This window comes from Neptunomonas japonica DSM 18939, assembly GCF_000422765.1.
Classification (GTDB): Bacteria; Pseudomonadota; Gammaproteobacteria; order Pseudomonadales; family Balneatricaceae; genus Neptunomonas; species Neptunomonas japonica.
On the sequence record NZ_AUGR01000006.1, the window covers coordinates 33,882 to 58,380 of the forward strand.

Here is a 24,499-nt window from a genome sequence, read left to right on the forward strand (position 1 = left end):
CGCGGGCCTATAAAAGGGGATAATGTTTCGCAAATTTTTAACGTGCGTTGATGTAAAGTTGGAGAAGCCTGTGAGCCAAGATCAAGTATTCGCTGAATGGAAAGAACGCGAAGCGACAGCAGAAGCAATGATTCCTTTGATCGGTCGTTTGTACCGTGATCGTAATGTCGAAACTTCTGTTTATGGTCGTCTGATTGTTAAACGTTCTGTAATTGATGTGCTTAAAGCGCATCGTTATGTGCGTCAGATGGAAGCTCAAGAGCTGACAGTACTAGAAACATATCCAGTGCTGGAAGCACTTGAGTCTTTGGATGTGAGCGGTGCTCATATTGATGTCGGCAAAATGGCTGCGCAGTTCCGTGAAAGTGGAAATGGCCGTACCATGAAAGAGTTTCTTGAAGAGCAGTTATCTTCAGTTATCGGTGTAGAAGATCGACAAGGTACTGATGTTGTACTTTACGGTTTTGGTCGTATCGGTCGTTTGTTAGCGCGTTTGCTAATCGAGCGTACTGGTGGAGGCCAGTCTCTACGTTTGCGTGCGATTGTTGTGCGTAAAGGTAAAGCTGATAATGATCTAGAAAAGCGTGCTAGCTTGCTACGTCGTGATTCTGTACATGGCTCGTTTAAAGGTACGATCCAGATTGATGCTGAAAATAACACACTGATTGCCAATGGTAATGAGATTAAAGTTATCTTCGCTAACGCTCCAGACCAGATCGATTACACAGAGTACGGTATTAACAATGCTATCGTCATTGATAACACGGGTATGTGGCGTGACAAAGAAGGTCTTTCTTTGCACCTTAAATCAAAAGGTGTCGCGCGCGTACTACTGACGGCTCCTGGTAAAGGCGTTAAAAATATTGTGATGGGTGTTAACCATCACGATATCGAAGATGAAGATTTGGTTTTGTCTGCAGCTTCTTGTACTACCAATGCCATCACGCCTGTTTTGAAAGCAGTAAATGATGTATATGGTATTGAGAATGGTCATGTTGAAACTGTGCACTCTTACACAAATGACCAGAACTTGATTGATAATTACCATAAAGGTGATCGTCGCGGTCGTGCGGCTGGCCTGAATATGGTTATTACAGAAACGGGTGCAGCTAAAGCCGTTTCTAAAGCTTTGCCTGTTATGGAAGGCAAGCTAACGGGTAATGCTATTCGCGTACCAACGCCAAATGTTTCAATGGCAATTTTGAATCTAAACTTATCAAAAGAAGTTGAGCGTGAAGGTTTGAATGACTACCTTCGTGAAGCATCATTGCACTCTCCATTGCAGAAGCAAATTGCTTATAGCAACTCTCCTGAAGCTGTGTCGAGTGATTTTGTTGGATCGCGTGCGGCCGGTATTGTTGATGCACTGGCGACTATCGCAACAGGTAACCGTTGTGTGCTGTATGTATGGTATGACAATGAGTTTGGCTATAGCTGCCAGGTAATTCGTATGGCTCAGAAAATGGCTGATGTCACTTTGCCTGCTTTCCCTAAAGCTAATAAATAGTTGATATTTGTCAGGAAAAAACCGCTTAGTGCGGTTTTTTTTGATCTTTTATTTTATATTCCAAAAAGAAATAAGCTTATATAAAATGCGTCTAGGTGATTTGCCTAACTAAGCCCAAGGTAGCAGCGGTTTAACCAGGGCTCTTTGTAGATATGGAGTGTGACGCTCAGGTATACTTGGAAAGTTTTTAGGTGGGGTTATTCGTTTTCTTAAATAAGAAGATCAGAAGTGGGGCATTTAGTGAAAGCTAAGCCTATCCGCTGTATCTGACACGAAGGAAACTAGATCTCGAAAAATTTAATCGTGATTGGGTGAGGTGTATGATCAAGATCAATAAAGGTCTAGATCTACCGATAACGGGTTCTCCGGAACAGGCTGTAAAAAGTGCTGTCGCGGAAATTCGGTCGGTCGCCGTGATTGGGCCAGACTATATTGGTTGTAAACCAACAATGGCCGTCAAGGTGGGTGATCGAGTTAAACTCGGTCAAGTGGTCTTTTCCGATAAAAAAACTGAAGGTGTTCAGGTCACTGCTCCAGGTGCTGGTGTAGTAACTGAGATCAACCGAGGAGAACGTCGGGTTCTTCAATCGGTTGTTATTGAGCTGGACGCTGAAGAAGAAGCAATAGAATTCGCACGTTACGATGCTGCTAAATTAGCAGATGTAACACGTGAACAGGTGGTTGAAAACCTACAAGCCTCTGGTTTGTGGACGGCCTTGCGTACTCGTCCTTTTAGTCGTGTGCCTGCTGTCTCAACTATACCTGCTTCTATTTTCGTAACTGCAATTGATACCAACCCTTTGGCTGCAGATCCTGCATTATTCATTAATGAATATGCTGAAGATTTTGCCAATGGATTGAAGCTGCTAACTAAGCTGTCTGAGAAAGCGGTTTATCTGTGCAAAGCACCTGGTACAAAAGTGCCGAGTGTTGATGGTGTTACTGTTGAAGAATTCGACGGTCCTCATCCTGCAGGTAATGCTGGTACTCATATACATCATCTTGACCCCGTGTCTCGTACAAAAACTGTATGGACTATCGGTTATCAAGACGTTGTTGCTATGGGCAAGCTCTTTACTGATGGTCGACTATTTGTTGAGCGTTTTGTTTCAGTTGCTGGACCGCATGTTAATAAGTCGGCTGTTCTTAAAACCCGTGTGGGCGCTAAGTTAGACGAGTTAACAGTCGGTTTGTTGCCTAGTGGCGAAAACCGTTTGATTAATGGTTCAGTTTGGAATGGTGCGACAGCTAAAGGGCCGTTGGCATATCTGGGGCGATATGCAAACCAGGTAACTGTATTGACCGAAGGTAACAAACGTGAATTCTTTGGATGGGTTATGCCTGGTTCCAATAAGTTTTCTGTTCTGAACGTCTTTACATCGTTCCTCTCGTCTGGCAAAAAGTTCGATTTTACAACCACCACAAATGGTTCTGAACGAGCAATGGTTCCTGTGGGACAGTTTGAACAACTGATGCCGCTGGATATTTTGCCAACTCAATTGCTACGTGCGCTAGTCACTGGGGATATCGTAACTGCAATGCAGTTAGGTTGCCTAGAACTCGACGAAGAAGATCTGGCTCTTTGTACTTTTGCTTGCCCTGGTAAGTACGAATACGGACCAATCCTTCGCGATAATCTGACGCGCATAGAGAAAGAAGCCTAAGAGAGGCAGCGTATGAGTATCAGAAATATACTTGATAAAATGGAGCCGCATTTCCATAAAGGCGGCAAGTACGAAAATTGGTATGCGTTGTATGAAGCAGCAGATACCATCTTTTATACACCGGCATCTGTGACCAAAACAGCGTCGCATGTGCGGGATGGTATCGACCTTAAACGTATGATGATTTTGGTCTGGATGTGTACTTTTCCGGCAATTTTTGCGGGCATGTATAACGTTGGTTACCAGGCGAATACTGCAATGGCTGGCATGGGCCTGACTGAAGCTGAAGGCTGGCGTGGTGCTATTGCTGGTGCTTTGACTGGATTCGATGCAAGCAGTGTGTGGGATAACATTATCCATGGTGCTGTTTATTGGTTACCTATTTATATAACAGTCTTTCTTGTAGGCGGCTTCTGGGAAGTTTTGTTTGCAATGAAGCGCGGGCATGAAGTTAACGAAGGTTTCTTCGTAACCTCAATCTTGTTTGCATTGATTCTTCCTCCAACTGTTCCGTTGTGGCAAGTGGCGCTAGGGATCAGCTTTGGTGTGGTTATCGGTAAAGAAGTGTTCGGTGGAACAGGTAAAAACTTCCTGAACCCTGCACTTACTGGACGTGCATTCCTATTCTTCGCATATCCTGCGCAGATGTCTGGTGATGCTATCTGGACTGCTGTTGATGGTTTCTCAGGAGCAACACCTCTAGGTTTGGCTGCAGCGGGTGGTGTTGATGCCATTCTTGCTCAAAACCTGACATGGATGGATGCTTTCTTGGGCCAAATTCAAGGTTCTGTAGGTGAAACATCAACTATCGCCATTATGATTGGTGGTGCAGTATTGCTGATAGCTAAAGTGGCTGCATGGCGTATTGTTGCTGGTGTATTTGCAGGTATGGTCGGAATGACTATGCTGCTAAATATTATTGGTTCTGATACTAACCCGATGTTCGCTCTGCCGTTCTACTGGCATTTTGTGTTAGGTGGATTCGCATTCGGTATGTTCTTTATGGCGACCGATCCGGTTTCTGCGTCAATGACCAATACCGGTAAGCTATACTTCGGTGCGCTGATCGGCATCATGGTGGTGTTAATTCGTGTAGTTAACCCTGCATTCCCTGAAGGTATGATGCTAGCGATTCTGTTCGGTAACTTGTTCGCACCATTGATTGACAACTTTGTCATTCAGGCGAACATTAAACGGAGGATGGCACGCAATGTCGGCTAATAACGATACTATCAGTAAAACGATTACCGTCACCGTATTACTTTGTGTGGTCTGTTCAGTAATCGTATCTGCAGCTGCAGTACTTCTGAAGCCTCAGCAAATTGCTAACAAAGAACTAGACAGAAAAACGAATATTCTGGCAGCTGCTGGTCTAATGGATTCGTCTAAGTCTGTTGATGAGTTGTTTTCACAGATCACTACTAAAGTAGTTGATCTGGAAACTGGCAAATTTACTGATGCGGTTGATGCTGCAACATTTGATGCACGTAAAGCCTCTAAAGATCCTGCTTTATCGAGTAAGTTGGATCGTAAGGATGACATCGCATCAATCAAACGCCAGGCGAAATACCAGACTGTATACTTGGTTGAATCTGAAGGTGAGCTTGAAAAGGTCATTCTGCCAGTTCATGGCTATGGTCTTTGGTCAACGCTTTATGGGTTCCTTGCATTGGAAGGTGACTTAAATACAGTTGTTGGTTTAGGTTTTTACTCTCATGCTGAAACCCCTGGTTTGGGTGGTGAAGTAGATAACCCTCTTTGGAAGTCGCAGTGGCCAGGTAAGAAAGTCTATGCTGATGGCGCTATGGAGCCATTGTTAGGCTTGATTAAAGGTAAGGTGAATCCTGATGCTGCAAATGCAGCTCATCAGATCGATGGCCTTTCCGGTGCGACACTTACCAGTGATGGTGTGTCTCGTATGGTGAAGTTCTGGATGGGTGAAAACGGTTATGCGCCGTTTCTTACTAACCTGAAAGCTGGGGGGGTGTAAATCATGTCTGAAACTAGAGATATTTTGACGGGCCCTATCGTCAAAAACAATCCAATTGCATTGCAGATTCTTGGTGTGTGTTCCGCTCTGGCGGTAACAACGAACATGAATACTGCGTTTGTAATGACGTTGGCAGTAATTTCAGTAACAGCATTTTCAAATATGTTTGTGTCTATGATTCGTAATCATATACCTAGCAGTATTCGTATTATCTGTCAGATGGTTATTATCGCATCGTTGGTAATTGTTGTTGATCAGATTTTGAAAGCCGTTGCTTATGATGTTTCTAAACAGTTATCAGTTTTCGTGGGTTTGATTATCACGAACTGTATCGTAATGGGTCGTGCTGAAGCTTTTGCCATGAAAAATCCTCCTGGGATCTCTTTCATGGATGGTATCGGTAACGGGCTAGGTTACGGTGCCGTACTGATGTTTGTTGCTTTTTTCCGTGAATTGTTCGGATCAGGCAGCCTGTTTGGAATCGAAATTCTTCCATTAGTCACTAATGGTGGTTGGTATCAGGCCAATGGTATGATGTTGTTGCCGCCAAGTGCTTTCTTTATCATCGGCGGATTCATCTGGATTATACGTGCCTATGATAAAAAGCAGGTAGAGGCTCCTGAGTTTATTATGGCGCCCAACTCTAAGAAGGGGGCTGTATAATGGAGCAATATATCAGTCTGGCTATTCGGGCTATTTTCGTCGAAAACATGGCGTTGTCCTTCTTTCTCGGGATGTGTACTTTCTTGGCTATTTCAAAGAAAGTGCAAACTGCTATTGGTTTAGGTATTGCGGTAATTGTAGTGCTTGCAATTACTACACCTATCAATAACTTGCTTTATAACGGCTTGCTGCGTGAAGGCGCGCTGTCATGGGCGGGTTATCCAGAAGTAGATCTGAGCTTTTTGGGTTACATTTCTTATATTGGCGTTATCGCTGCGATCGTTCAGATCCTCGAAATGGTATTGGATAAGTTCTTTCCAGTACTATATAACGCATTAGGAGTGTTCCTTCCTTTGATCACTGTAAACTGTGCCATTATGGGTGCTGCTCTCTTCATGGTAGAGCGTGACTATAACTTTGGTGAAAGTGTAGTTTACGGTGTGGGTGCGGGTGTTGGTTGGGCGTTGGCAATTGCGGCGTTAGCGGGTATTCGTGAAAAATTGAAGTATAGCGATGTTCCAGAGGGACTACGTGGTCTAGGCATTACCTTCGTTACTGTTGGTTTGATGTCTTTAGGTTTCATGTCTTTCTCTGGTGTGCAGCTGTGATTTTGCTTAGACGTGAACAACAGAAGGATGGATTAAGCCTATGAATGCTGAAATCGTTCTCGGTGTTGTCATGTTTACCGTTGTGGTGCTTGCACTTGTAGCGGTAATTCTGGCAGCCCGTTCAAAATTGGTAAGTTCTGGTGATGTGACTATTAGCATCAATGATGATCCAGAAAAAGCGATCACAGTGCCTGCTGGTGGCAAGCTTCTACAGACGCTTGCAAACGTTGGTATTTTTGTGCCATCGGCTTGTGGTGGTGGTGGTACTTGCGCACAGTGTAAATGTCAGGTTCTTGATGGTGGTGGTTCTATGCTGCCAACTGAAGAGTCGCACTTTACAATGCGTGAAGCAAAAGACGGCTGGCGCTTGTCATGTCAGGTTGCTGTAAAGCAAGACATGAATATTGAGTTGGAAGAAGAGATCTTTGGTGTTAAGAAGTGGGAATGTACGGTTGAGTCAAACCCGAACGTTGCTACATTCATTAAAGAGCTAACATTGCGCCTGCCTGAAGGGGAAAACGTAGATTTCCGCGCCGGTGGTTATGTGCAATTGGAAGCGCCTGCTCATGAAGTTCATTATAAAGACTTCGACATTGAAGAAGAGTACCGCGGCGACTGGGATAAGTTTAACCAGTGGAAGTATGTATCTAAGGTGACTGAACCGGTTATCCGAGCATACTCTATGGCAAACTATCCTGAAGAAGTGGGTATTGTTAAATTCAATATTCGTATAGCTTCTCCGCCTCCAGGTAAAGATGACCTGCCTCCAGGTTTGATGTCTTCTTATGTTTTCAGTCTTAAGCCGGGTGATAAGATCACTGTGTACGGACCGTTTGGTGAGTTCTTTGCAAAAGATACTGACAATGAAATGGTCTTCATCGGTGGTGGTGCGGGTATGGCGCCGATGCGTTCGCACATTTTCGACCAGCTGAAACGGTTAAAATCTTCACGTAAGATGTCGTTTTGGTATGGCGCGCGTTCACTGCGCGAGTGTTTCTATAATGAAGAATACGATCAGCTTCAAGCTGATAACGATAACTTCGAGTGGCACTTGGCGCTGTCAGACCCTCAGGAAGAAGATAACTGGGATGGCATGACAGGCTTTATCCATAACGTGTTGTATGAAAACTATCTTAAGGATCATGAAGCGCCTGAAGATTGTGAGTTCTACATGTGTGGACCACCTATGATGAATGCCGCAGTTGTTCAAATGCTGTTGGATTTAGGTGTAGAGCATGAAAATATCTTGCTTGATGACTTTGGTGGTTAAGCCTTGATAGATGCACTATATCGTGCCCTTAAATGGCCGGCAGCATTGCTGCTGGCCTTTTTGTTTTTAGTAGGGTGTAGCGAAAATAAACAGAATTCAGAGGTCGTTTCCTTTTCTGGGGTGACGATGGGTACTACATTTACCGTAAAATGGGTAGGTGTTGATAATGCTCGTGTGGTGACTATCCATGAGGAAGTGACAGGCGCGTTAGCTGACGTTAACCAAGCAATGTCGACATATATAGCAGACTCCGAGTTGTCTATTCTTAATCAATTGCCTGCAGAGAGTGAAGCAGAGCTTAGTGATTCATTATTTTTTATACTAAGTCTTGCGCAAAGTATTAGTAGAAAAACGGTAGGCGCGTTTGATGTTACAGTAGGGCCTCTTGTTAATCTGTGGGGCTTTGGGCCTGATGGCCGTGTTATTAAGGCGCCGACTGATAGTGATGTTGTGCGCTTACAGCAACAGACGGGGTTCGAAAAGCTGGTAATTAACAGTGCTGCTCAAAAAGCGCTGAAGAAAACAGATTTATATGTAGATCTTTCTGCGATAGCGAAAGGCTACGGTGTTGATGTCTTAGCTGGAATTATGGAGAAATATGAAATCCATGACTACCTTGTTGAGATTGGTGGTGAGTTAAGGGCAAAAGGGCATAAGCCAGGTAATCAGGATTGGAAAATTGCGATTGAAAGTCCTGTTAATGGTGAAAGAAAAGTACAAAAAATACTCAGTATCAGTGATACAGGAATTGCTACTTCAGGCGACTATAGAAATTATTTCGAAGAAGATGGTATTCGTTACTCTCATACGATAAACCCAAAAACAGGCAGGCCGATAACACATAAGTTGGCTTCGGTAACTGTTTTGATGCCTACTTGCGCTGAAGCGGATGCAATGGCTACGGCGTTTATGGTTATGGGAGGAGAACGTGCGTACGAATTTGCAGTGAAGCATAATATAGATGCTTTCTTTATTGTAAAATCTAATCAAGATTTTATTGAAAAAATGACACCAGGCTTTGATGAACGCCTAGTGAAGAGAGGTTGATGTGGATATTTTTGTCTTTGTTTTTGCAAGCTTGATGTTAATCATTCTGGCTATGTCGGTTGGCGTTATTATGGGAGGCAAACCAATAGCGGGCTCATGTGGAGGTATGGCTAACCTGGGTATGGATACTGCGTGTGATATTTGTGCGGGTGACAAGTCTATATGTGAAGATGAAGACGAAAAAAATCGTCGTATCGCTGAATTGGCTAAATCAGCAGATCTAGCTTATGAAGTTAAGTCTAAAAGCTGATTGTTGTCTTTCTAGTTGTGGCTTATTCTGTACTATGTGGTCCTAAGTAACTGACAATAAAGATAAACTAAGGGGATATTGATGGCTGTTTATGACTATGACGTTGTCGTGATTGGTTCAGGTCCGGCAGGCGAAGGGGCAGCAATGAATGCTGCTAAGCACGGACGTCGTGTAGCGATTGTTGAAGAGCAGGATTCTGTTGGTGGTAACTGTACACATAAAGGGACTATTCCTTCTAAAGCGTTACGTCACGCGGTTAAGCAGATCATCGAGTTTAATACTAACCCAATGTTTAGAGATATTGGGGAGCCGCGCTGGTTCTCTTTTTCAAAAGTACTCAAGCGTGCCGAAAAAGTGATGTCTAACCAGGTTATGCTGCGAACCAATTTTTATGCGCGTAATCGTGTTGATGTGTTTTTCGGAAGAGCAGAGTTTGAGAACAGCAACACTATTATAGTAAAAGAAACGGCGAAAGGTGATGAGACGCTGCGTACCAAAAGTGTAGTTATTGCTTCAGGTTCACGCCCGTATTGTCCACCAGATATTGATTTTACCCACCCACGTATTTATAACTCAGATACTATCCTTAAGCTAAGTCATACGCCGCGTACATTAATTATTTATGGTGCTGGTGTAATCGGTAGCGAATACTGCTCTATTTTCAGCGGCCTCGGTGTGAAGGTTGACCTAATCGATACTCAGGATCGTTTGCTGTCATTTCTTGATGGCGAAATTTCTGATGCGCTGAGTTATCACTTGCGTAATACAGCCGTTAAGATTCGTCATAACGAAGAGTATGAAAGCGTAATAGGCGATGAGCACGGTGTTATTTTGAACCTTAAATCAGGCAAGCGTATTCGTGCAGACGCTTTTCTTTGGTGTAATGGTCGAACAGGGAATACGGATAATATGAACCTTGAGGCGAGTGGCCTCAAGGCAAATAGTCGTGGGCAATTGACTATAGATCAGCATTATAAAACTGACGTGGAAAATATTTACGCGGTTGGTGATGTTATAGGCTGGCCAAGCTTGGCTTCTGCTGCCTTAGATCAAGGTCGGTCTGCTGCTGCCGACCTAGTTGGCGCGGATAGCTTTCGATACATAGATGAAGTGCCGACAGGGATTTATACCATTCCCGAAATCAGTTCGTTGGGTAAAACCGAAGAGGAGCTCACGGCTGAGCGGGTTCCTTATGAAGTTGGACAGGCCTTTTTTAAAGATACTGCACGTGCGCAAATTTCAAGCCAGCCTGTTGGTATGCTGAAAATTCTATTTCACCGTGAAACACTGGCTATTCTTGGTATTCATTGTTTTGGTGATCAGGCGTCTGAGATTGTGCATATCGGGCAGGCTATTATGCGCCAAGAAGGTGAAGCTAATACGATCGAGTATTTTGTTAATACTACATTTAATTATCCTACAATGGCTGAGGCTTACCGTGTGGCTGCCATAGCAGGGTTAAATCGTATTGCTAATTTGTAAGAGGCTTCTTAATTGAAAAAGATCGGGCTAGTCCCGGTCTTTTTTTTGAACATCGTTATTATAAAAACTGTCTTCGTAGTACCTGCCTTTAATACCTAGTTTTTTTTCTACAAAACGATTGAAGCGGCTCCAGATGAAGAATGCTGGCGTCATCATAATGCCGATTGCTAGCATAAGGCCGCTCCCTTCATAACCCTCTGGCATCTGCAGTGTCACCCAGTCAATAAATCCTAAGTGGCGGCCTAATAAGTAGCTGCTTATTAAAAAAGCAAACCCTAAACCGGTCGCTAAATGGTGGAGCGTGTTACTGCTCATAATCGATTATTTCCTGTAAAGATGGATGCGTAAGCTTGGTAAAAAAGGTTCAGGGTCGATGAGGCTGTCTGATCGTTGAGCTCGGTTGCGTAGTGTGGGTGCTGTGCTTGTTAACAAGTTATGTTCGGGTAATTCGGCTTCATCTAAGAGAGGGGTCAGTATAGGTAGCGGGCAATTTTTTGCAAGACGTCGCCAGTTATTATCATCTGTTTTCCATGCAATGTTAGCGCGTACCACGGGTACTTGAGTTTGGATCTGGGCCATCTTTGTACTCTTGTGTAAGGGAGATAGCTTTTCTATTTGTCTGACAACGTGTGGCTGCGATGTATCTAGTTTTAATAGCATTTGCATTGCGTTTTCTGCACTGAGTTTTTTTATGCTTCGCCCGCTGTTGTACCAACTAAACCTCACGTTGTGAGGAGTCGAGTCTAATAATGGAATATGTCGATAGCATTGTTTTAAGTGTATGCGGCCTAGTCCTTGATTGTTTAGGGTTATCGCTAGTGTTTTAGAGCGTTGATGTAATTGTTCTGATGCTGTGTTTAGCTCAGATTTTTGTAGTAAACCAACAGATGTGCGCAGTTTGTCTTTTACAGTGTTTAATTTAGCAGCGGCTTCAAGTGTTTCTCTATTTGCGCCGACTAAGCCGTAGCAAGATTGCGTTCTACGCCCGTCAGTGTCATCACTATGCCAGATGTTGCTATAGTAATATCTGGCCTGCTCCAATGCTTGTTGTTGTGTAAAAGCGTCGAGCTCTTTTGAAGGAAGTGATATGGCCAGGTGTGATTTTGAGAGTTGTTTGTCAAAAGTAAGCAAAGACTCCGTCAGCTGCTCGAATGCATCGACTATATTCGTGAGTAGCGCAGGAGTAATTGCCATGCCAATTATTGATCGGTCTCAGGGAGTTGGAATGCTTGAGTTTGAATAACGCGTTGTGCGATAAGCATGCGGCAGTTTTCAGGAATGCGATGAAAGGAGATAGCTATATGGAAATTATCTTCGTCTGTGATAACGCGTTGAACCTTTGCGTACAATAAAACTCCTAATAGTGGATTCGAGAAAATAAGCTTTATCTCGATGAAGTCCCCTACATGATATATATTGTCCGAGGTAACAAACTGCATACCGCCTTCGCTTAAATTTACGGATTGCTTGGTAAGACGTTCAATTTTTAAGCCGCTGTTAGCGAGTGTGCGAGTAATTAACTCGAGCTTTTTGGCTTGTAGTGAGAAGAGTTCAGCCAATAAGGGTTGAGACTTGCTTAATTGAATGAGCAGGTCAGTTTGTTGCTTATCAATTTCTTGAACATCGGAGAGCAGTTCAAAATATGGAGATACTTCAAATTGAGCCGGTTTATTAGAATGGTTTGCTTCTTCAGGGGTCACTCGTTGAACTTCTAGTGCAACATTTTTTTCGACCCTATAAAACTGTCTTCGCTCCTGACTCACAGTCACCTCCTGTTCACGTGTTTGTGGCTAGAGTATAGCGGAGATTTTCTTAATATTGTTAGAGTTACTAACCCAACTGTGATTTAATCCGCGACCATGTTCAGACCCTTTTCTATATATGTAGGCCTGCGGTATACCGCAGCAAAGCGCAGTAATCATTTCATCTCTTTTATCTCCTTGGTTTCAATGCTAGGGCTGATGTTGGGAGTGGCTGCATTAATTCTTGTTTTGTCTGTAATGAACGGCTTTGATCGTGAATTAAAAGATAGAATTCTTGGCATGGTTCCGCATGCCACTATCACCGGTTATGAAAATCCTATTGCTGATTGGCAACAATTAGCATCTGTTGTTGAGCAGGATTCAAGGGTGATAGCTACGGCACCTTTTATCAATGCGCAAGGTATGCTGACATATTCAGGCCAAGTGCGTGGCGTTATGGTACAAGGTGTAGATCCTGTTGCTGAGAGCAAAGTATCTATTGTTTCACAACACATGCTTAACGGTGAATGGAGTAACCTTAAGAGTGGTGGGTTTGGAGTGGTTCTGGGTGATCTGTTAGCACGTTATTTGGGTGCGCGTATTGGAGATAAGGTAACACTGGTATTGCCTGAAGCATCAATTAGTGTTGCTGGTGTCACTCCAAGGTTAAAGCGTTTCACAGTTGTGGGTATTTTTTCAGTGGGTGCCGAGCTTGATAGTTCACTCGCTTACATACACATAGATGATGCTGCCCGTTTAAAGCGCATTCGTGAAGGTGTTGAGGGCGTACGAGTAACTTTTCAAGACCTATTTAAAGCGCCGGTTGCTGCCAGAGAAATAACGTCTACTCTTGATGGCTATTTCCTTGTTTCAGACTGGACGCGTACTCACGGTAATCTGTTCCAAGCTATACAGATGGAAAAGAAAATGATCGGTTTACTGTTATTTCTTATTGTATTTGTGGCAGCTTTTAATATTGTTTCAACACTGGTTATGGTGGTAACAGATAAGAAATCTGATATTGCCATATTGCGCACATTGGGTGCGACACCTGGCATGATTATGCGTATTTTTATGGTACAGGGTATTGTTATAGGGTTTGCTGGCACCTTGATTGGTGCGGCGCTTGGTGTCCTTCTGGCGTTGACTGTGACTGATTTGGTTGCCTGGATCGAGCAAGTTCTTGGAATGCAGTTCTTATCTTCTGATGTGTATTTTATTAGTTATCTGCCATCACGTTTGGATTGGAATGACGTGGGTGTTATTGGTGGTTCTGCCTTGTTAATTAGCTTTTTTGCTACGCTCTATCCTGCGTGGAAAGCGTCTAGAACACAGCCAGCGGAGGCTTTGCGGTATGAGTAATGAGTCAGTACTGGTTTGTTGTGGCGTAGGTAAAACATACACTGAAGCGGGAAGTCCTTTAACGGTCTTAAGCGAAGTTTCCCTCAATGTTGCTAAAGGGGAGCGTATTTCTATTATTGGAACATCAGGCTCTGGTAAGAGTACATTACTGAACACGCTAGGTGGATTAGAAGCACCAAGCGAGGGTGAAGTCAGTGTTGGTGGCGAGTCGTTATACGATGTCTCTGAAGAAAAGAGAGCGCAGATTCGTAATCGCCAACTAGGTTTTGTTTATCAGTTTCACCATCTGTTGCCAGAATTTGACGCTATTGAAAATGTGGCAATGCCTTTATTGCTAGGCAAGGTTGCTATTAATGAAGCGCAGACGCGCGCAAAAGCGATGTTAGAGGCGGTTGGTTTATCTGCTAGACTATCTCATAAGCCTGCACAACTCAGTGGTGGGGAGCGTCAGCGTGTGGCTATAGCAAGAGCCTTGGTTACTCGGCCTGCGTGTGTGTTGATGGATGAGCCCACCGGGAATTTGGATAATAATACCGCAAATGATGTGCAGAAATTGATGGAGAGCTTAAACCAAGAGTTCAAAACATCATTCATTATAGTAACGCATGATGCTGAGTTAGCACATAGAATGGATAGAGTGTTGGAGCTGCGTGATGGTGGTTTACACGAAGTAACAAGGTAAGTCGTGTTTTTCCTTATGTTAACTACTGCATGTGGTTAATTTTTTCGCCTGCCTGACCATGTTTTTCGAACGCGCCATATCCATAAAAATGAGATAGTAAAATAAGCGATTACGCCAAATATAGCTCCGCAGAACAGAGATCCTGTTATTAGGGGCCACCAGATAACAGATAAGTCATGTGAAAGAGCTTCATAAGAAAACTCTAACTCCATGTCTAGAATAGGTGTGCCGAGCAGGTAAGTTCCTACTACATAGCTGAAATAAAATATGGGGGGGATTGTGAGTGGGTTGGTGATCCACACTAAACCAACTGATATAGGCATGTTGCTGCGAACAAAAAGAGAAAGTACCGCAGCAATGATCATTTGCATCGGTACAGGTAAAAAGGCACAAAAAACACCCACGAGAAAGGCTTTAGCAACAGATTTACGTGTTAAATGCCAAAGTGCAGGGTCGTGTAAATGACGGCCTAGCCAGCTGAGATGTTTGTGGTTACGTAGTGATGACTCATTTGGCATGAATCTTTTGATAAGCTTCCGAGGCATAGGAAGTATACTTCATCAGAAAAAGATAAACGTATTATGCACAGCGCAGCTGTGTAAGCCAACATAGAGATCATGGATGATCATATATATTGTAGGTTTTTTTGTCATAGCTTGGCTTCCCTCTTTGCCATCATTATATTGGCTGGTTTGTTTTCCTGTACTTTTGACTCTTTCATTTTGTTATTTTCGATCCCTGCGTTTTCAATTGTTGGCATTAATGGCCGGTTTGGCTGTGGCCTTGATCTATGGTCATACGCAGTTACAGCATCGCTGGCATCCCGCAGATGCCGCACCAACTTGGCGGATAGAAGGTGTTGTTGAAGGGCTTCCTGAGTATAAAGGCAAGCACATAAAATTTAACATACGTATTAAGAAAGTCCTTAATGTGGTTGTGGCTGGGGTCAGGCCTCAGAGCACTCCACGTTTCATTAGATTGAGTTGGTATCGTACTAATGAGCAGCTAACGCCTGGCGACTTGCTTGAGCTTGATGTGAAACTTCGTCCACCTCACTCTTTATGGAATCCAGGTGGTTTCGATTATGAGCAATGGGCTTTAGGGCGTGATATTGATGCTGTTGGCTATGTAAAAGCACTTTATGTGCATCAGCCTGCATCGAGTGCCTCAATAGATGTATGGCGGTTTAGTTTGATTGAATGGCTGGGCAATCGTTTGAGGTTCCAGCCGGTTGTATTATCAACATTGCAGGCACTGCTGCTTGGCGATAAAAGTGGGTTTGTCGATTGGCAATGGTCTTTGCTGCGTAGTACTGGTACTACACACTTAATGGTTGTAAGTGGTCTGCATATTGGTATTTGCGTGTTATTGGGTTGGTGGTTTGGCCGTATTATTGCTGTTTTAGTGTTTAGGGGTAAGGAGTCTCGAATCCCGCATCACTGGTTATCTGTGGCTGTTGCTTTACTGGTGAGTGGTGGTTATGTTGCGTTGGCCGGTTTTAGTATCCCGACACAAAGGGCGTGGGTTATGGCGGCGGTGTTACTGGGAGCGCAATTAGTGATGCGTCGGCCTAGTGTGTGGTTTCGTTGGTGGTCGGCCTTAGCTATTGTGCTTACTTTACATCCTTTGGCCGTCCATGAAATTGGTGCCTGGTTGTCTTTTTCCGCGGTTGCTGCATTATTATTTTTAGTGACATCCCGTCAGCAAAGCACGGCATGGCTGATGTTGTTTAAAAGCCAGTGGTGGATCTTTTTAGCATTAACTCCCTTAATGCTCTTGTTCTTTTCGCAGGTGTCTATTAGTGCGCCATTTGTAAATATTCTGGCTATCCCTTTTTTGTCGCTCCTGCTCTTGCTCATAGTTCCGGCTATGCTGCTGGAAGCGGTCGGCGTTAGTTGGGGGTTAGATCTTGTTAGTGTCTTGATTCAGCGCTTATGGGACGGTTTGGCTTGGGTAGATGGGTTGAGTGATCATGGGGTTGTTAATATTCAACAACCCAGTTTTATAGTCATTCTCTTTGCAGGTTTGGGTGTGGTAATGATGCTCCAGCCGATCAGTAGGAAAGTAAAAGCGCTCGGCGTAATGTGTTGGCTGCCTATATTTATACCGCCGCAAAGCAGTGTGCCATTAGGGCGAATGAGTGCTGTTGTGTTTGACGTAGGGCAAGGTACTTCAATGATAATTAGAACGCATGGGCATACTCTTTTATATGATACAGGTGCTGCTTATCCCAATGGTAATACCGCTTTTGAGCGTTCTGTGTTGCCGTATTTGAAGCTTAAAGGAATTGAATCTATTGATAAGTTGATTGTTAGTCATGATGATAACGATCATGCTGGCGGTGTATCTAAGGTTGTTGAGATGGTGCGTATTGGCGCGATAGAAAGCGGGATGCCGGATGCGATTAATATAACTGCCCAACGCTGCCAAGAGGGCGTTAGTTGGCAATGGGATGGCGTAGAGTTTAGTTATATTCATCCAAAGCCTAGTCTGTCGGCTAGCGATAACGACCGTTCGTGCGTATTGGAAGTGCGTAGCAAGGCGTGCAGTTTATTAGTAACAGGTGATGCAAGTGTTCGGATTGAAGAAAAAGTATTAGCTAATTCAAAGGTAAATGCGCCTATTCACTGGCTGGTAGCAGGGCATCATGGAAGCCGTACTTCAACGGGGCTTGTATTTCTTGAGGCGTATAAGCCAGAAAATACACTTATTTCTGCAGGTTTTCTTAATCGTTATGGGCATCCGCATGAGGAGGTTGTTTCTCGTATAAAGGCCGTCGGTAGTCAGGTTTTTCGTACGGATCAGCAAGGCGCCATAATTTTGGATGAAACGACTGATGATGAATGTCGTGTTCAAACATGGCGGCAAAAAGAAAAACGTTACTGGACAGCCAGTTGAGGGCATACTCCAATGGATTTGTGTGTGTTAAAGTAGCTCGATTCTAAAGGAGAGTTGAACGTGTTTGAATTGATTGCATCGGGTGGTTGGCTAATGATTCCTATCATTGGTTGTTCGGTATTAGCGCTGGCTATTTGTATGGAGCGCTTATGGGAGTTACGTGCAAGTAAGATTGCGCCGCCTGATTTAATGAAAGATGTGTGGGGCTGGCTAAAAAGCGGTGCCATGACAGCTGAACGCATGAAGGAAGTAAAGAAGAGCAGCCCTCTTGGGCGTATCATCGTTGCGGGACTAAATAATGCTCGTCATGGTCGAGAGATCATGAAAGAAAGCATTCAAGAAACAGCGACTCAGGTTATACATGAATTAGAGCGTTTTCTGACAGCATTGGGGACCATTGCGGCTATTGCTCCTTTGCTGGGTTTGTTGGGTACTGTTATTGGGATGATTAAGGTTTTTACTGAGATTATGATCCAAGGAACAGGCAATGCTTCTGTGTTGGCGGGCGGTATTTCAGAAGCGTTGATTACCACTGCGTCTGGATTGGCTATTGCTATCCCTACGTTAATATTTCATCGCCATTTTCAGCGTAAAATAGACTCTCTTGTTGTCGAAATGGAGCAGCAAGCAGTGAAATTAGTGGAAGCTGTTCATGGTGAACGTGACGTTGATCATGATAAATAGCGGAGATTTATTGTGAAGTTCCAGCGCCAGAATAGAGAAGAGGTCAGTGTAAATCTTACGCCGCTTATTGATGTAGTGTTTCTGTTACTGATTTTTTTCATGGTCTCGACAACCTTTACAAAAGAAAGTCATTTAGAAATTGATTTGCCACAAGCTTCTGAAGAAACCACAGTTCAAGATACACCTAAAGCGATAGAAATTATTATTGATGAAGAGGGCCAGTACAGTGTTAATGGCGCTCCGCTAGTCAATACCCAAGAAAAAACCTTGCGTCAGGCTATGCTTAAATTGATAGGGGGTGATGATAGGCCTGCATTAGTTATTACTGCAGATGCAAAAACACCGCATCAATCCGTGGTAACCGCCATGGACGTTTCAGGGAAGCTCGGCTTTGAGAAGCTTAGTATTACGACAAAGCAGTCTGCAGAATAGCTAATGAGTCTACTTGAAAAAGCTTGGTATGACGGTTCGCGATGGCCTGTATTGCTGTATCCATTAGAGAAGCTTTTTATTGCCGTATCGCGCTACCGCCGACACAAATATGAACTGACTCAGTGGCGTGCTCCTGTGCCAGTGATTGTGGTTGGCAATGTTAATGTAGGAGGCACGGGGAAAAGCCCGCTGGTCATTGCCTTAATTAAGTTGTTGCGAGAGCAGGGTTATAAGCCTGGTGTTGTCAGTCGCGGTTATACCGCAAACCCTCCGGAGTACCCCTTTAGTGTGCTTCCTGACTCTACATCGCAAGATGTAGGTGATGAGCCTTTAATGATAGTGCAGCGCACTCAGGTGCCGATGGTTATTGACCCTGATCGCGTGAACGCGTGCCAGCAATTATTAAAGGTGCATACGTGCGATATAATCATCAGCGATGATGGTTTGCAGCATTATGCGATGGGGCGTGATATTGAAATAGTTGTTGTTGATGGTAAGCGTGGTTTGGGTAATGGTCACTGCTTACCTGTTGGTCCTTTGCGTGAGCGACCAAGCCGACTTAAACAAGTTGATATGATTGTCATTAATGGTGAAGGCGGCTTTAGTCATGAGCCGTCAATCTCGATGCACTTGTTGGCTACTATGTTAGTTGGGCTTAACGATGGGCATTGTTATGATATTTCTGCACTTAAGGCAACGAATGTTCATGCGGTTGCAGGAATAGGCAATCCAAGTAGGTTTTACGATACGCTAAAGAAAGAAGGTTTTGATCCTATCAAGCATAGCTTTCCTGATCACCATTTGTTTCAGGAGGCTGATATCACATTTGATGATGGGCTTCCTGTTATTATGACCGAAAAAGATGCGGTTAAATGTAGAGGTTTGAAAATTGAGAACCCTGCTTATTATCTACAGGTCGATGCGCAGTTGCCCGATGCATTTGCGCATCAGTTAAAAGAAAAGCTTAAATTACATAAAGAGAGTGATATTAATGGATAAAAAATTATTGGATATCCTGGTCTGCCCTGTCTCTAAAGCACCGGTAGAGTACAGTGCTGAAACTAACGAATTGATTTGTCGTACCAGTGGCTTGGCCTATCCAGTGCGGGATGATATTCCCGTAATGTTGGAGAGTGAGGCGCGTACACTAACATCTGACGAACGCTTAAAAGACAAATAGGAATGAGTAATGGGATTCAGTGTAATTATACCTGCCAGATTTGCATCAACGCGCTTTCCGGGTAAGCCATTAGCAGACATTGCGGGCAAGCCTATGGTGCAGCATGTATACGAGCGAGCCCTTCAAAGTGAAGCTGAGCGTGTTATTGTGGCCACTGATGATGAGCGTATTGCTACTGTTGCTTCAGGTTTTGGTGCTGAAGTGTGTATGACCAAAGCAGATCACCCTTCAGGCACTGATCGATTGCAAGAAGTGGTACATTCATTAGGGTTTTATGCAGACGATATTGTTGTCAACGTGCAAGGGGATGAGCCATTGATTCCTCCGCGTGTGATTAACCAGGTCGCTCATAACCTAAAGGCAGAGCCTGATGCTGGCATAGCTACATTGTCAGAGCCTATTGAAGATGTAGCAAGTTTACTAAATCCCAATGTCGTTAAAGTAGTCACTGATCACCGTGGTTTGGCTGTTTATTTTAGTCGGGCTCCTATTCCGTGGCCGCGAGATGAGTTTTCGGTTGCTAAAGATGTTATGCCCTCTAGCTATAATTGGCAGCGCCATATTGGTATTTATGCTTATCGTGTGAAAATGCTCAATGAGTTTGTACGTTGGGCTCCAGCGCCTATCGAAGAAGCTGAATGCTTAGAGCAGTTGCGTGCTATGTGGAATGGTGCTCGTATACATGTAGAAGTAGCGGATGAATTGCCGCCAGCAGGTGTTGACACACCAGAAGATCTTGAGCGCTTGCGTGAGTTGTTTGCGTCTTGATAAGTGTCATTGATTAAAGTCGTGCGCTTTTTTGAGTTTTATTGACCGTCGCTATTTATTCATACAGGCTTGGTTGTCGAATAATAAACATAACAAGGAATAGTAATGCAAAATTTGACTAGGTTTAGGTCTTTTATCCAAGACTTTACCCGCTTAATTGATATCGTTGGCAATGACGAAAAGAAAATTTTTGTGGCAGGAAAGGCGCTTCTTCAAAATCTGATTAATCATGATGATTGGTTGCCTGAAGAGTTCTCTGAAGCCTCTTCTGATCAATATCAGCAGTTTTTATTACACTGCGATCCTCATGAGCGCTTTTCTGTAGCGAGCTTTGTCTGGGGGGCAGGCCAATTAACGCCTATTCATGATCATACCGTATGGGGAATGGTCGGCGTCATGCGCGGTGGTGAGGTTTGCGAGGAGTTTAGTGTGGATCAAGCAAGCGGGGAGTTGGTTGCTGCTGGCCAGCATGCTCTACACGTAGGTGATGTTGATTTGGTTTCTCCAACGGTGGGGGATATTCATCGAGTTTCGAATGCTTTAAGCGATGATGTCTCTATCAGTATTCATGTGTATGGGGCCAATATTGGTATGGTTGACCGGCATACTTATGATCAAAATTCGAAGAAGGTACAGTCCTTCATCTCTGGATATACTAATCCAGTATTACCCAATATTTGGGGTTGATATTTAATGAATCAGCAAGTGGTCAGTATTGGCTTGGTTAACCCAAAGAGTCCAACAAATGTTGGGGCTGTTATGCGTGCAGCGGGTTGTTATAGAGCCAGTGCTGTTTTTTATACGGGTGCGCGTTACTCGCGTGCAGCAAAGTTTAATACTGATACAAAAGATGTCCGTAGCAATATTACATTAGCTGGAGTTGACTGCTTGCTTGAGCATGTACCTGTAGGGTCAAAAGTTGTTTGTGTTGAACTAGTAGAAGGAGCGACTTCGCTGCCTGAGTTTGAGCACCCGGATAACGCTTTTTATATTTTTGGGCCAGAAGATAGCTCTCTTGATCAGCAAGTTGTTGATCGTGCAGACGCTGTTGTCTATATACCGACAGTGGGCTGCATGAATTTAGCCGCTACTGTCAATGTTGTTTTGTACGATAGGCTTGCTAAATCGTCTTTAGTCGTTGAAGGCGATGAATTAATTCGTCAAAGCAGAGATACTAATAATAAAGTAAAGATTAGTGCTTTGACTACAGACTGAAGCTGTATATAATTAGCCTAGCTTGAAAGTTCGACTTATATTTATGTGTTCCATTTCGATGTTCTTTGTTGAGTGCTCGTTCTGTTTTCATAAGTAATAGCAAAATTTCCAGCTTCATAGCCCGAGCATAAAGTGACGGCATCCATGATTCATGAATTAACAGGATATTATTATGTCTACAACTACTGGCACAGTAAAATGGTTTAACGAAGAGAAAGGTTTCGGTTTCATCGAGCAGGAAAACGGCCCTGACGTTTTCGCTCATTTCCGTGCTATCGCTGGTGACGGTTTCAAAACTTTGGCTGAAGGCCAGAAAGTTGAGTTTACTGTTACTCAGGGCCAGAAAGGTCTTCAAGCAGAAAACATCGTAGCACTTTAATTTAAAGTGTTATGTAACCGGTGTTGAATTAATGCCGGTTGCTCTTCCATTTATTTGGAAAGAGAAAAAAAGGGTAAGCTTAATTGTCTTGCCCTTTTTTTTTGTCTGCTGTTTAGGTTTTTATTTTATTGGCAATTCATTTGATTTTGGCTGTTAGCTGGTTTTGGTAGCAGGGCATATATGCTGCCTTTTTGTTTCATCTCGCCTGCTAGTTTTTCTGCTCGCTTTCCTCGCCCAAAAAATACATCAGCCCGAACAGGCCCGTTGATTGCGCCGCCTGTATCTTGTGCGAACACGAGGCGCTGGTAAGGCTTGTTGGTGCCGGGTAGTGTTGTGGTAACCCATAGCGGCGTGCCCAGTGGAATTATTTTTCTGTCTACAGCTACGCTGCGCTCAGGTGTCAGCGGAACGTTGAGAGAGCCGCGAGGGCCGAACTCCAAGTCGTGTCTCATCGTAAAAAAAACATAGCTAGGGTTTTGGTTTTTCAGTGCTTGAGCTTTAGATGGATTAGTATCGAGCCATTGCCTGATAGTGTCTAAAGAAACTTCTTCGCGTGTTAGTGCTCCTGTTTCAATGAGCTTTTTTCCAATAGCTACATAGGGGTGGCCATTTTGATTGGCGTAACCTACGCCAACCATGCTTCCATCTGTGAGTTGTATTCGGCCTGATCCTTGGATGTGTAGAAAAAAAGCAGCATCTGGATCATCAACCCAGAGTAGTTCTTGGCCCTTGAGTGGGGACTCTGGTTTATCAATTTCAGCACGACTGTAATAAGGAATAACGGTGTTTCCAGTGACTCGTCCGCGTACGCGCTTTCCTTTGAGTTCTTTGAAACGAGAATCAAGCTTAACCGTTAGCATGTCTTTCGGTGTTTGATATAGCGGGTAGCTGTATTGATCGTCTGGTTTTAGGCTGCCATTGAGTGTTGGCTCGTAATAACCTGTTATTAGGCCTTCGTTTTTTCCGGCAGTGCCGATGATCGTGTGAGGTATAAAGTTTTCTTCTATGAAGCGGCGAACTTCTACATCGGATGCCAAGGTAAGAGACTTGGCCGCATTGCAAATGTTCTTCCACTCAGGCAATTTTTTACTGAGCCTTGGGCATTGGCTAAACAGTGCTGGCAGTGCTTCGCTAAAAGAGTCTTGTTGCCAACCATTAAGTTTGTTCCAGCACGTGGCGTTGTTGACTCCGAGTGGCTGAGGAGTGACTGAGCTGCAGCCATGGAGTAGTAAAGCGATGCAGCTGGTGGCTAGGGTGCGAGGGGACAATAAGCAGCGGGTGGTACGGGTAAGCATTTGTGAAATTCCTTAAAGTCTATCTTAGGCCTGCATCTTGCTTATTTATTAAGAGCTATGCAAGAGCGAGGGTTGAATCAGTAAGTTGGCTATTAGTGCTGAAAGAGCATTTGGCGGTTTTATGCTGCTTTAGCCCGCATAGTGGCTGGGTTGTTGTTTATTTGGGTTGTTCTCAGCATTCGCAGAAAAGGGGCGTTCTGTTTGCCGTAACTGCTAGGGCGAGGCAAATCGTGGCCGTTTTATGTTGATATTCTAAATAGGTGATTAGTTATGATAATTGAACAGAGTATGATCGCGATGAGTGCTGAGCATCAAAAAACTGAGTCAGTCAGTTATATACGGCGAGACAATCTCTCTGATTTTGGGCAGAATTTTACTCAGGCGCAATCGTTACTGGATGGGTTGGATATTCCAGAGGTGGCTGCAGGTGGTAAAGAAGCTGATGAAAGCCAGCAAGCGGCATCGATACTTATAATGACCGATCAGGGGTTGCAGTTCAGAGAGGGTGAGGTCGATGAAAATGCCGAGTTGCAGCAGAGCTATACTCAGGCGCGGTTGTTTAAGGCTTTATTTGAAGCGATCACTGGAAAAGAGATTCCTGTTGTTGATGATACTTTTTCTGGGAGTGAAGAGTTAGCAGTGGGTGATTATGCGTCTGGAAGGGTGCAAAACTCTGAAGCAACAGCGTTTTTGTCTGAAGAAAAAACACTTCAGGTAACAGTGCATATTTCTGAATCCATAGAAGAATACGAATCAACTCGTTTTAGTGCCGCAGGTATTGTTAAGACGTCTGATGGAGCAGAAATAAATATTAATTTGGATATGGCAATGGAGCGTAAATACTCCGCAACGCGTGAAGTGAGCTTTACACAAGAGGTGCGTTTTAAAGATCCTTTGCTGCTTAACTTTAACGGCACTGCGGCTGAGCTTTCAGATGAGTCTTTTGAGTTTGATATTGATGCTGATGGCGAAATGGAGTCGTTAAGTTATTTGGAGGGGGCTAGTGGTTGGTTGGGGTTGGATAAGAATGATAACGGTCGGATTGATGATGGTTCTGAGTTATTTGGCGGTCTAACAGGGCGGGGCTTTGATGAGTTGCGTCAGTATGATAGTGATGAAAATGGTTTTATCGATGCTGGTGACGATATATTTAATGATCTGCTGGTATGGAATAAAACGCTAGAATCTGATGAGCTACTATCGCTGCAGGAGAGTAATGTCGGCGCCATATATACAGGTTCTGAAAAAACCCCGTTTGATATAAAAAATGAAAATAATCAGACGCTTGGAAGAGTCATTGAAAGTGGGTTCTATATTGCGGAGACCGGAGAAGTTGGCACTGTTCAGCAGATTGATATGGCGGTTTGAGGATGAGTAGAGA

At 43.9% G+C, this 24,499-nt stretch carries 27 protein-coding genes; 22 read left to right on the forward strand and 5 right to left on the reverse strand.

The window, feature by feature from the left end; genetic code table 11:
- Positions 1 to 70: 70 nt before the first annotated feature.
- The 10 genes from G511_RS0105630 to sthA all read left to right on the forward strand — a co-directional run bounded on the left by G511_RS0105630 (position 71) and on the right by sthA (position 10,481).
- The gene (locus G511_RS0105630) at positions 71 to 1,507 is read left to right on the forward strand and encodes a glyceraldehyde-3-phosphate dehydrogenase (protein WP_028468768.1); all 1,437 of its coding nucleotides are present in this window, start codon (positions 71 to 73) and stop codon (positions 1,505 to 1,507) included.
- Between the two features lie 320 nt (positions 1,508 to 1,827).
- Positions 1,828 to 3,171 carry a Na(+)-translocating NADH-quinone reductase subunit A gene (locus tag G511_RS0105635; protein ID WP_028468769.1) on the forward strand — a complete coding sequence of 448 codons (1,344 nt, stop codon included), beginning with the start codon at positions 1,828 to 1,830 and terminating at the stop codon, positions 3,169 to 3,171.
- Between the two features lie 12 nt (positions 3,172 to 3,183).
- Positions 3,184 to 4,392, forward strand: coding sequence for an NADH:ubiquinone reductase (Na(+)-transporting) subunit B (locus G511_RS0105640; protein ID WP_028468770.1), 1,209 nt, complete (start codon positions 3,184 to 3,186; stop codon positions 4,390 to 4,392).
- The gene (locus G511_RS0105645) at positions 4,382 to 5,161 is read left to right on the forward strand and encodes a Na(+)-translocating NADH-quinone reductase subunit C (protein ID WP_028468771.1); all 780 of its coding nucleotides are present in this window, start codon (positions 4,382 to 4,384) and stop codon (positions 5,159 to 5,161) included. Before G511_RS0105640 ends, G511_RS0105645 begins: the two co-directional genes overlap by 11 nt.
- Before the next feature lie 3 nt (positions 5,162 to 5,164).
- Positions 5,165 to 5,824 (forward strand): NADH:ubiquinone reductase (Na(+)-transporting) subunit D, encoded by a 660-nt coding sequence (locus tag G511_RS0105650; RefSeq protein WP_028468772.1) that lies wholly within the window; start codon positions 5,165 to 5,167, stop codon positions 5,822 to 5,824.
- The gene (nqrE, locus tag G511_RS0105655; protein WP_236591140.1) at positions 5,821 to 6,432 is read left to right on the forward strand and encodes an NADH:ubiquinone reductase (Na(+)-transporting) subunit E; all 612 of its coding nucleotides are present in this window, start codon (positions 5,821 to 5,823) and stop codon (positions 6,430 to 6,432) included. Before G511_RS0105650 ends, nqrE begins: the two co-directional genes overlap by 4 nt.
- Before the next feature lie 40 nt (positions 6,433 to 6,472).
- Positions 6,473 to 7,702, forward strand: a complete 1,230-nt coding sequence (nqrF, locus tag G511_RS0105660; protein ID WP_028468774.1) for an NADH:ubiquinone reductase (Na(+)-transporting) subunit F — start codon at positions 6,473 to 6,475, stop codon at positions 7,700 to 7,702.
- 126 nt (positions 7,703 to 7,828) lie between these two features.
- A complete protein-coding gene (locus G511_RS0105665) occupies positions 7,829 to 8,749 on the forward strand; it encodes an FAD:protein FMN transferase (RefSeq protein ID WP_245573823.1) in 921 nt (306 codons plus the stop codon).
- Position 8,750: 1 nt separating this feature from the next.
- Positions 8,751 to 8,999 carry a (Na+)-NQR maturation NqrM gene (gene nqrM / locus G511_RS0105670; RefSeq protein WP_028468776.1) on the forward strand — a complete coding sequence of 83 codons (249 nt, stop codon included), beginning with the start codon at positions 8,751 to 8,753 and terminating at the stop codon, positions 8,997 to 8,999.
- Between the two features lie 81 nt (positions 9,000 to 9,080).
- Entirely contained in the window at positions 9,081 to 10,481 is a 1,401-nt protein-coding gene (sthA, locus tag G511_RS0105675; RefSeq protein ID WP_028468777.1) for a Si-specific NAD(P)(+) transhydrogenase, read from the forward strand.
- A 27-nt stretch (positions 10,482 to 10,508) separates the two neighbouring features.
- On the opposite strand, the gene G511_RS0105680 is transcribed toward sthA, so the two are convergent.
- Genes G511_RS0105680 through G511_RS0105690 form a run of 3 tightly spaced genes read right to left on the reverse strand, consistent with a single transcriptional unit; the run spans position 10,509 to position 12,244 of the window.
- Entirely contained in the window at positions 10,509 to 10,796 is a 288-nt protein-coding gene (locus G511_RS0105680) for a hypothetical protein (protein ID WP_028468778.1), read from the reverse strand.
- 6 nt (positions 10,797 to 10,802) lie between these two features.
- Positions 10,803 to 11,675, reverse strand: coding sequence for a hypothetical protein (locus tag G511_RS21935; RefSeq protein ID WP_051221611.1), 873 nt, complete (start codon positions 11,673 to 11,675; stop codon positions 10,803 to 10,805).
- 5 nt (positions 11,676 to 11,680) lie between these two features.
- Positions 11,681 to 12,244, reverse strand: coding sequence for a PilZ domain-containing protein (locus G511_RS0105690; protein ID WP_028468779.1), 564 nt, complete (start codon positions 12,242 to 12,244; stop codon positions 11,681 to 11,683).
- Positions 12,245 to 12,340: 96 nt separating this feature from the next.
- On the opposite strand from G511_RS0105690, the gene G511_RS0105695 reads away from it, so the two are divergent.
- Together G511_RS0105695 and lolD are read left to right on the forward strand one after the other, a co-directional pair.
- Positions 12,341 to 13,585: a lipoprotein-releasing ABC transporter permease subunit gene (locus G511_RS0105695; protein ID WP_028468780.1), complete on the forward strand. Its 1,245-nt coding sequence runs from the start codon at positions 12,341 to 12,343 to the stop codon at positions 13,583 to 13,585.
- Positions 13,578 to 14,267, forward strand: coding sequence for a lipoprotein-releasing ABC transporter ATP-binding protein LolD (gene lolD, locus G511_RS0105700; RefSeq protein WP_028468781.1), 690 nt, complete (start codon positions 13,578 to 13,580; stop codon positions 14,265 to 14,267). The genes G511_RS0105695 and lolD overlap by 8 nt, the downstream gene beginning before the upstream one ends.
- Positions 14,268 to 14,302: 35 nt before the next feature.
- Here lolD and G511_RS0105705 read toward each other — a convergent pair whose 3' ends face one another.
- On the reverse strand, positions 14,303 to 14,785 hold the full coding sequence (locus tag G511_RS0105705) for a DUF2062 domain-containing protein (protein ID WP_245573824.1): 483 nt from the start codon (positions 14,783 to 14,785) through the stop codon (positions 14,303 to 14,305).
- Positions 14,786 to 14,888: 103 nt separating this feature from the next.
- Here G511_RS0105705 and G511_RS0105710 point away from each other — a divergent pair, with 103 nt between their 5' ends.
- The 9 genes from G511_RS0105710 (at position 14,889) to G511_RS0105750 (ending at position 21,823) form a co-directional block, all read left to right on the forward strand.
- Positions 14,889 to 17,165 carry a DNA internalization-related competence protein ComEC/Rec2 gene (locus G511_RS0105710; protein ID WP_028468783.1) on the forward strand — a complete coding sequence of 759 codons (2,277 nt, stop codon included), beginning with the start codon at positions 14,889 to 14,891 and terminating at the stop codon, positions 17,163 to 17,165.
- A gap of 60 nt (positions 17,166 to 17,225) precedes the next feature.
- Positions 17,226 to 17,849, forward strand: a complete 624-nt coding sequence (locus G511_RS0105715) for a MotA/TolQ/ExbB proton channel family protein (protein ID WP_028468784.1) — start codon at positions 17,226 to 17,228, stop codon at positions 17,847 to 17,849.
- A gap of 12 nt (positions 17,850 to 17,861) precedes the next feature.
- A complete protein-coding gene (locus tag G511_RS0105720) occupies positions 17,862 to 18,281 on the forward strand; it encodes an ExbD/TolR family protein (RefSeq protein WP_028468785.1) in 420 nt (139 codons plus the stop codon).
- A gap of 3 nt (positions 18,282 to 18,284) precedes the next feature.
- Positions 18,285 to 19,280 carry a tetraacyldisaccharide 4'-kinase gene (lpxK, locus tag G511_RS21940; protein WP_036551422.1) on the forward strand — a complete coding sequence of 332 codons (996 nt, stop codon included), beginning with the start codon at positions 18,285 to 18,287 and terminating at the stop codon, positions 19,278 to 19,280.
- On the forward strand, positions 19,273 to 19,461 hold the full coding sequence (locus G511_RS0105730) for a Trm112 family protein (protein WP_028468786.1): 189 nt from the start codon (positions 19,273 to 19,275) through the stop codon (positions 19,459 to 19,461). Before lpxK ends, G511_RS0105730 begins: the two co-directional genes overlap by 8 nt.
- A gap of 9 nt (positions 19,462 to 19,470) precedes the next feature.
- Positions 19,471 to 20,229: a 3-deoxy-manno-octulosonate cytidylyltransferase gene (gene kdsB, locus G511_RS0105735; protein WP_028468787.1), complete on the forward strand. Its 759-nt coding sequence runs from the start codon at positions 19,471 to 19,473 to the stop codon at positions 20,227 to 20,229.
- A gap of 105 nt (positions 20,230 to 20,334) precedes the next feature.
- A complete protein-coding gene (locus G511_RS0105740; protein WP_028468788.1) occupies positions 20,335 to 20,916 on the forward strand; it encodes a cysteine dioxygenase family protein in 582 nt (193 codons plus the stop codon).
- Between the two features lie 6 nt (positions 20,917 to 20,922).
- Entirely contained in the window at positions 20,923 to 21,444 is a 522-nt protein-coding gene (locus G511_RS0105745; protein ID WP_028468789.1) for an RNA methyltransferase, read from the forward strand.
- A gap of 172 nt (positions 21,445 to 21,616) precedes the next feature.
- The gene (locus G511_RS0105750; RefSeq protein WP_028468790.1) at positions 21,617 to 21,823 is read left to right on the forward strand and encodes a cold-shock protein; all 207 of its coding nucleotides are present in this window, start codon (positions 21,617 to 21,619) and stop codon (positions 21,821 to 21,823) included.
- Between the two features lie 125 nt (positions 21,824 to 21,948).
- Here G511_RS0105750 and mltA read toward each other — a convergent pair whose 3' ends face one another.
- Positions 21,949 to 23,118, reverse strand: a complete 1,170-nt coding sequence (mltA, locus tag G511_RS21945; protein WP_051221613.1) for a murein transglycosylase A — start codon at positions 23,116 to 23,118, stop codon at positions 21,949 to 21,951.
- Between the two features lie 270 nt (positions 23,119 to 23,388).
- Between mltA and G511_RS21950 the strand changes: the two genes are divergently transcribed.
- Complete coding sequence (locus G511_RS21950) at positions 23,389 to 24,486, forward strand: hypothetical protein (protein WP_051221615.1); 1,098 nt, start codon at positions 23,389 to 23,391, stop codon at positions 24,484 to 24,486.
- Positions 24,487 to 24,499: the final 13 nt, after the last annotated feature.

Bases quoted from the DNA above. Each gene is read 5' to 3' on its own strand.
- G511_RS0105635 (WP_028468769.1), top strand. From the start codon at position 1,828: ATGATCAAGATCAATAAAGGTCTAGATCTACCGATAACGGGTTCTCCG.
- G511_RS0105640 (WP_028468770.1), top strand. From the start codon at position 3,184: ATGAGTATCAGAAATATACTTGATAAAATGGAGCCGCATTTCCATAAA.
- G511_RS0105645 (WP_028468771.1), top strand. From the start codon at position 4,382: ATGTCGGCTAATAACGATACTATCAGTAAAACGATTACCGTCACCGTA.
- G511_RS0105650 (WP_028468772.1), top strand. From the start codon at position 5,165: ATGTCTGAAACTAGAGATATTTTGACGGGCCCTATCGTCAAAAACAAT.
- nqrF (WP_028468774.1), top strand. From the start codon at position 6,473: ATGAATGCTGAAATCGTTCTCGGTGTTGTCATGTTTACCGTTGTGGTG.
- G511_RS0105665 (WP_245573823.1), top strand. From the start codon at position 7,829: ATGGGTACTACATTTACCGTAAAATGGGTAGGTGTTGATAATGCTCGT.
- sthA (WP_028468777.1), top strand. From the start codon at position 9,081: ATGGCTGTTTATGACTATGACGTTGTCGTGATTGGTTCAGGTCCGGCA.
- G511_RS0105680 (WP_028468778.1), bottom strand. From the start codon at position 10,796: ATGAGCAGTAACACGCTCCACCATTTAGCGACCGGTTTAGGGTTTGCT.
- G511_RS21935 (WP_051221611.1), bottom strand. From the start codon at position 11,675: ATGGCAATTACTCCTGCGCTACTCACGAATATAGTCGATGCATTCGAG.
- G511_RS0105695 (WP_028468780.1), top strand. From the start codon at position 12,341: ATGTTCAGACCCTTTTCTATATATGTAGGCCTGCGGTATACCGCAGCA.
- lolD (WP_028468781.1), top strand. From the start codon at position 13,578: ATGAGTAATGAGTCAGTACTGGTTTGTTGTGGCGTAGGTAAAACATAC.
- G511_RS0105705 (WP_245573824.1), bottom strand. From the start codon at position 14,785: ATGCCAAATGAGTCATCACTACGTAACCACAAACATCTCAGCTGGCTA.
- G511_RS0105710 (WP_028468783.1), top strand. From the start codon at position 14,889: ATGATCATATATATTGTAGGTTTTTTTGTCATAGCTTGGCTTCCCTCT.
- lpxK (WP_036551422.1), top strand. From the start codon at position 18,285: ATGAGTCTACTTGAAAAAGCTTGGTATGACGGTTCGCGATGGCCTGTA.
- G511_RS0105730 (WP_028468786.1), top strand. From the start codon at position 19,273: ATGGATAAAAAATTATTGGATATCCTGGTCTGCCCTGTCTCTAAAGCA.
- kdsB (WP_028468787.1), top strand. From the start codon at position 19,471: ATGGGATTCAGTGTAATTATACCTGCCAGATTTGCATCAACGCGCTTT.
- G511_RS0105740 (WP_028468788.1), top strand. From the start codon at position 20,335: ATGCAAAATTTGACTAGGTTTAGGTCTTTTATCCAAGACTTTACCCGC.
- G511_RS0105745 (WP_028468789.1), top strand. From the start codon at position 20,923: ATGAATCAGCAAGTGGTCAGTATTGGCTTGGTTAACCCAAAGAGTCCA.
- G511_RS0105750 (WP_028468790.1), top strand. From the start codon at position 21,617: ATGTCTACAACTACTGGCACAGTAAAATGGTTTAACGAAGAGAAAGGT.
- mltA (WP_051221613.1), bottom strand. From the start codon at position 23,118: ATGCTTACCCGTACCACCCGCTGCTTATTGTCCCCTCGCACCCTAGCC.
- G511_RS21950 (WP_051221615.1), top strand. From the start codon at position 23,389: ATGATAATTGAACAGAGTATGATCGCGATGAGTGCTGAGCATCAAAAA.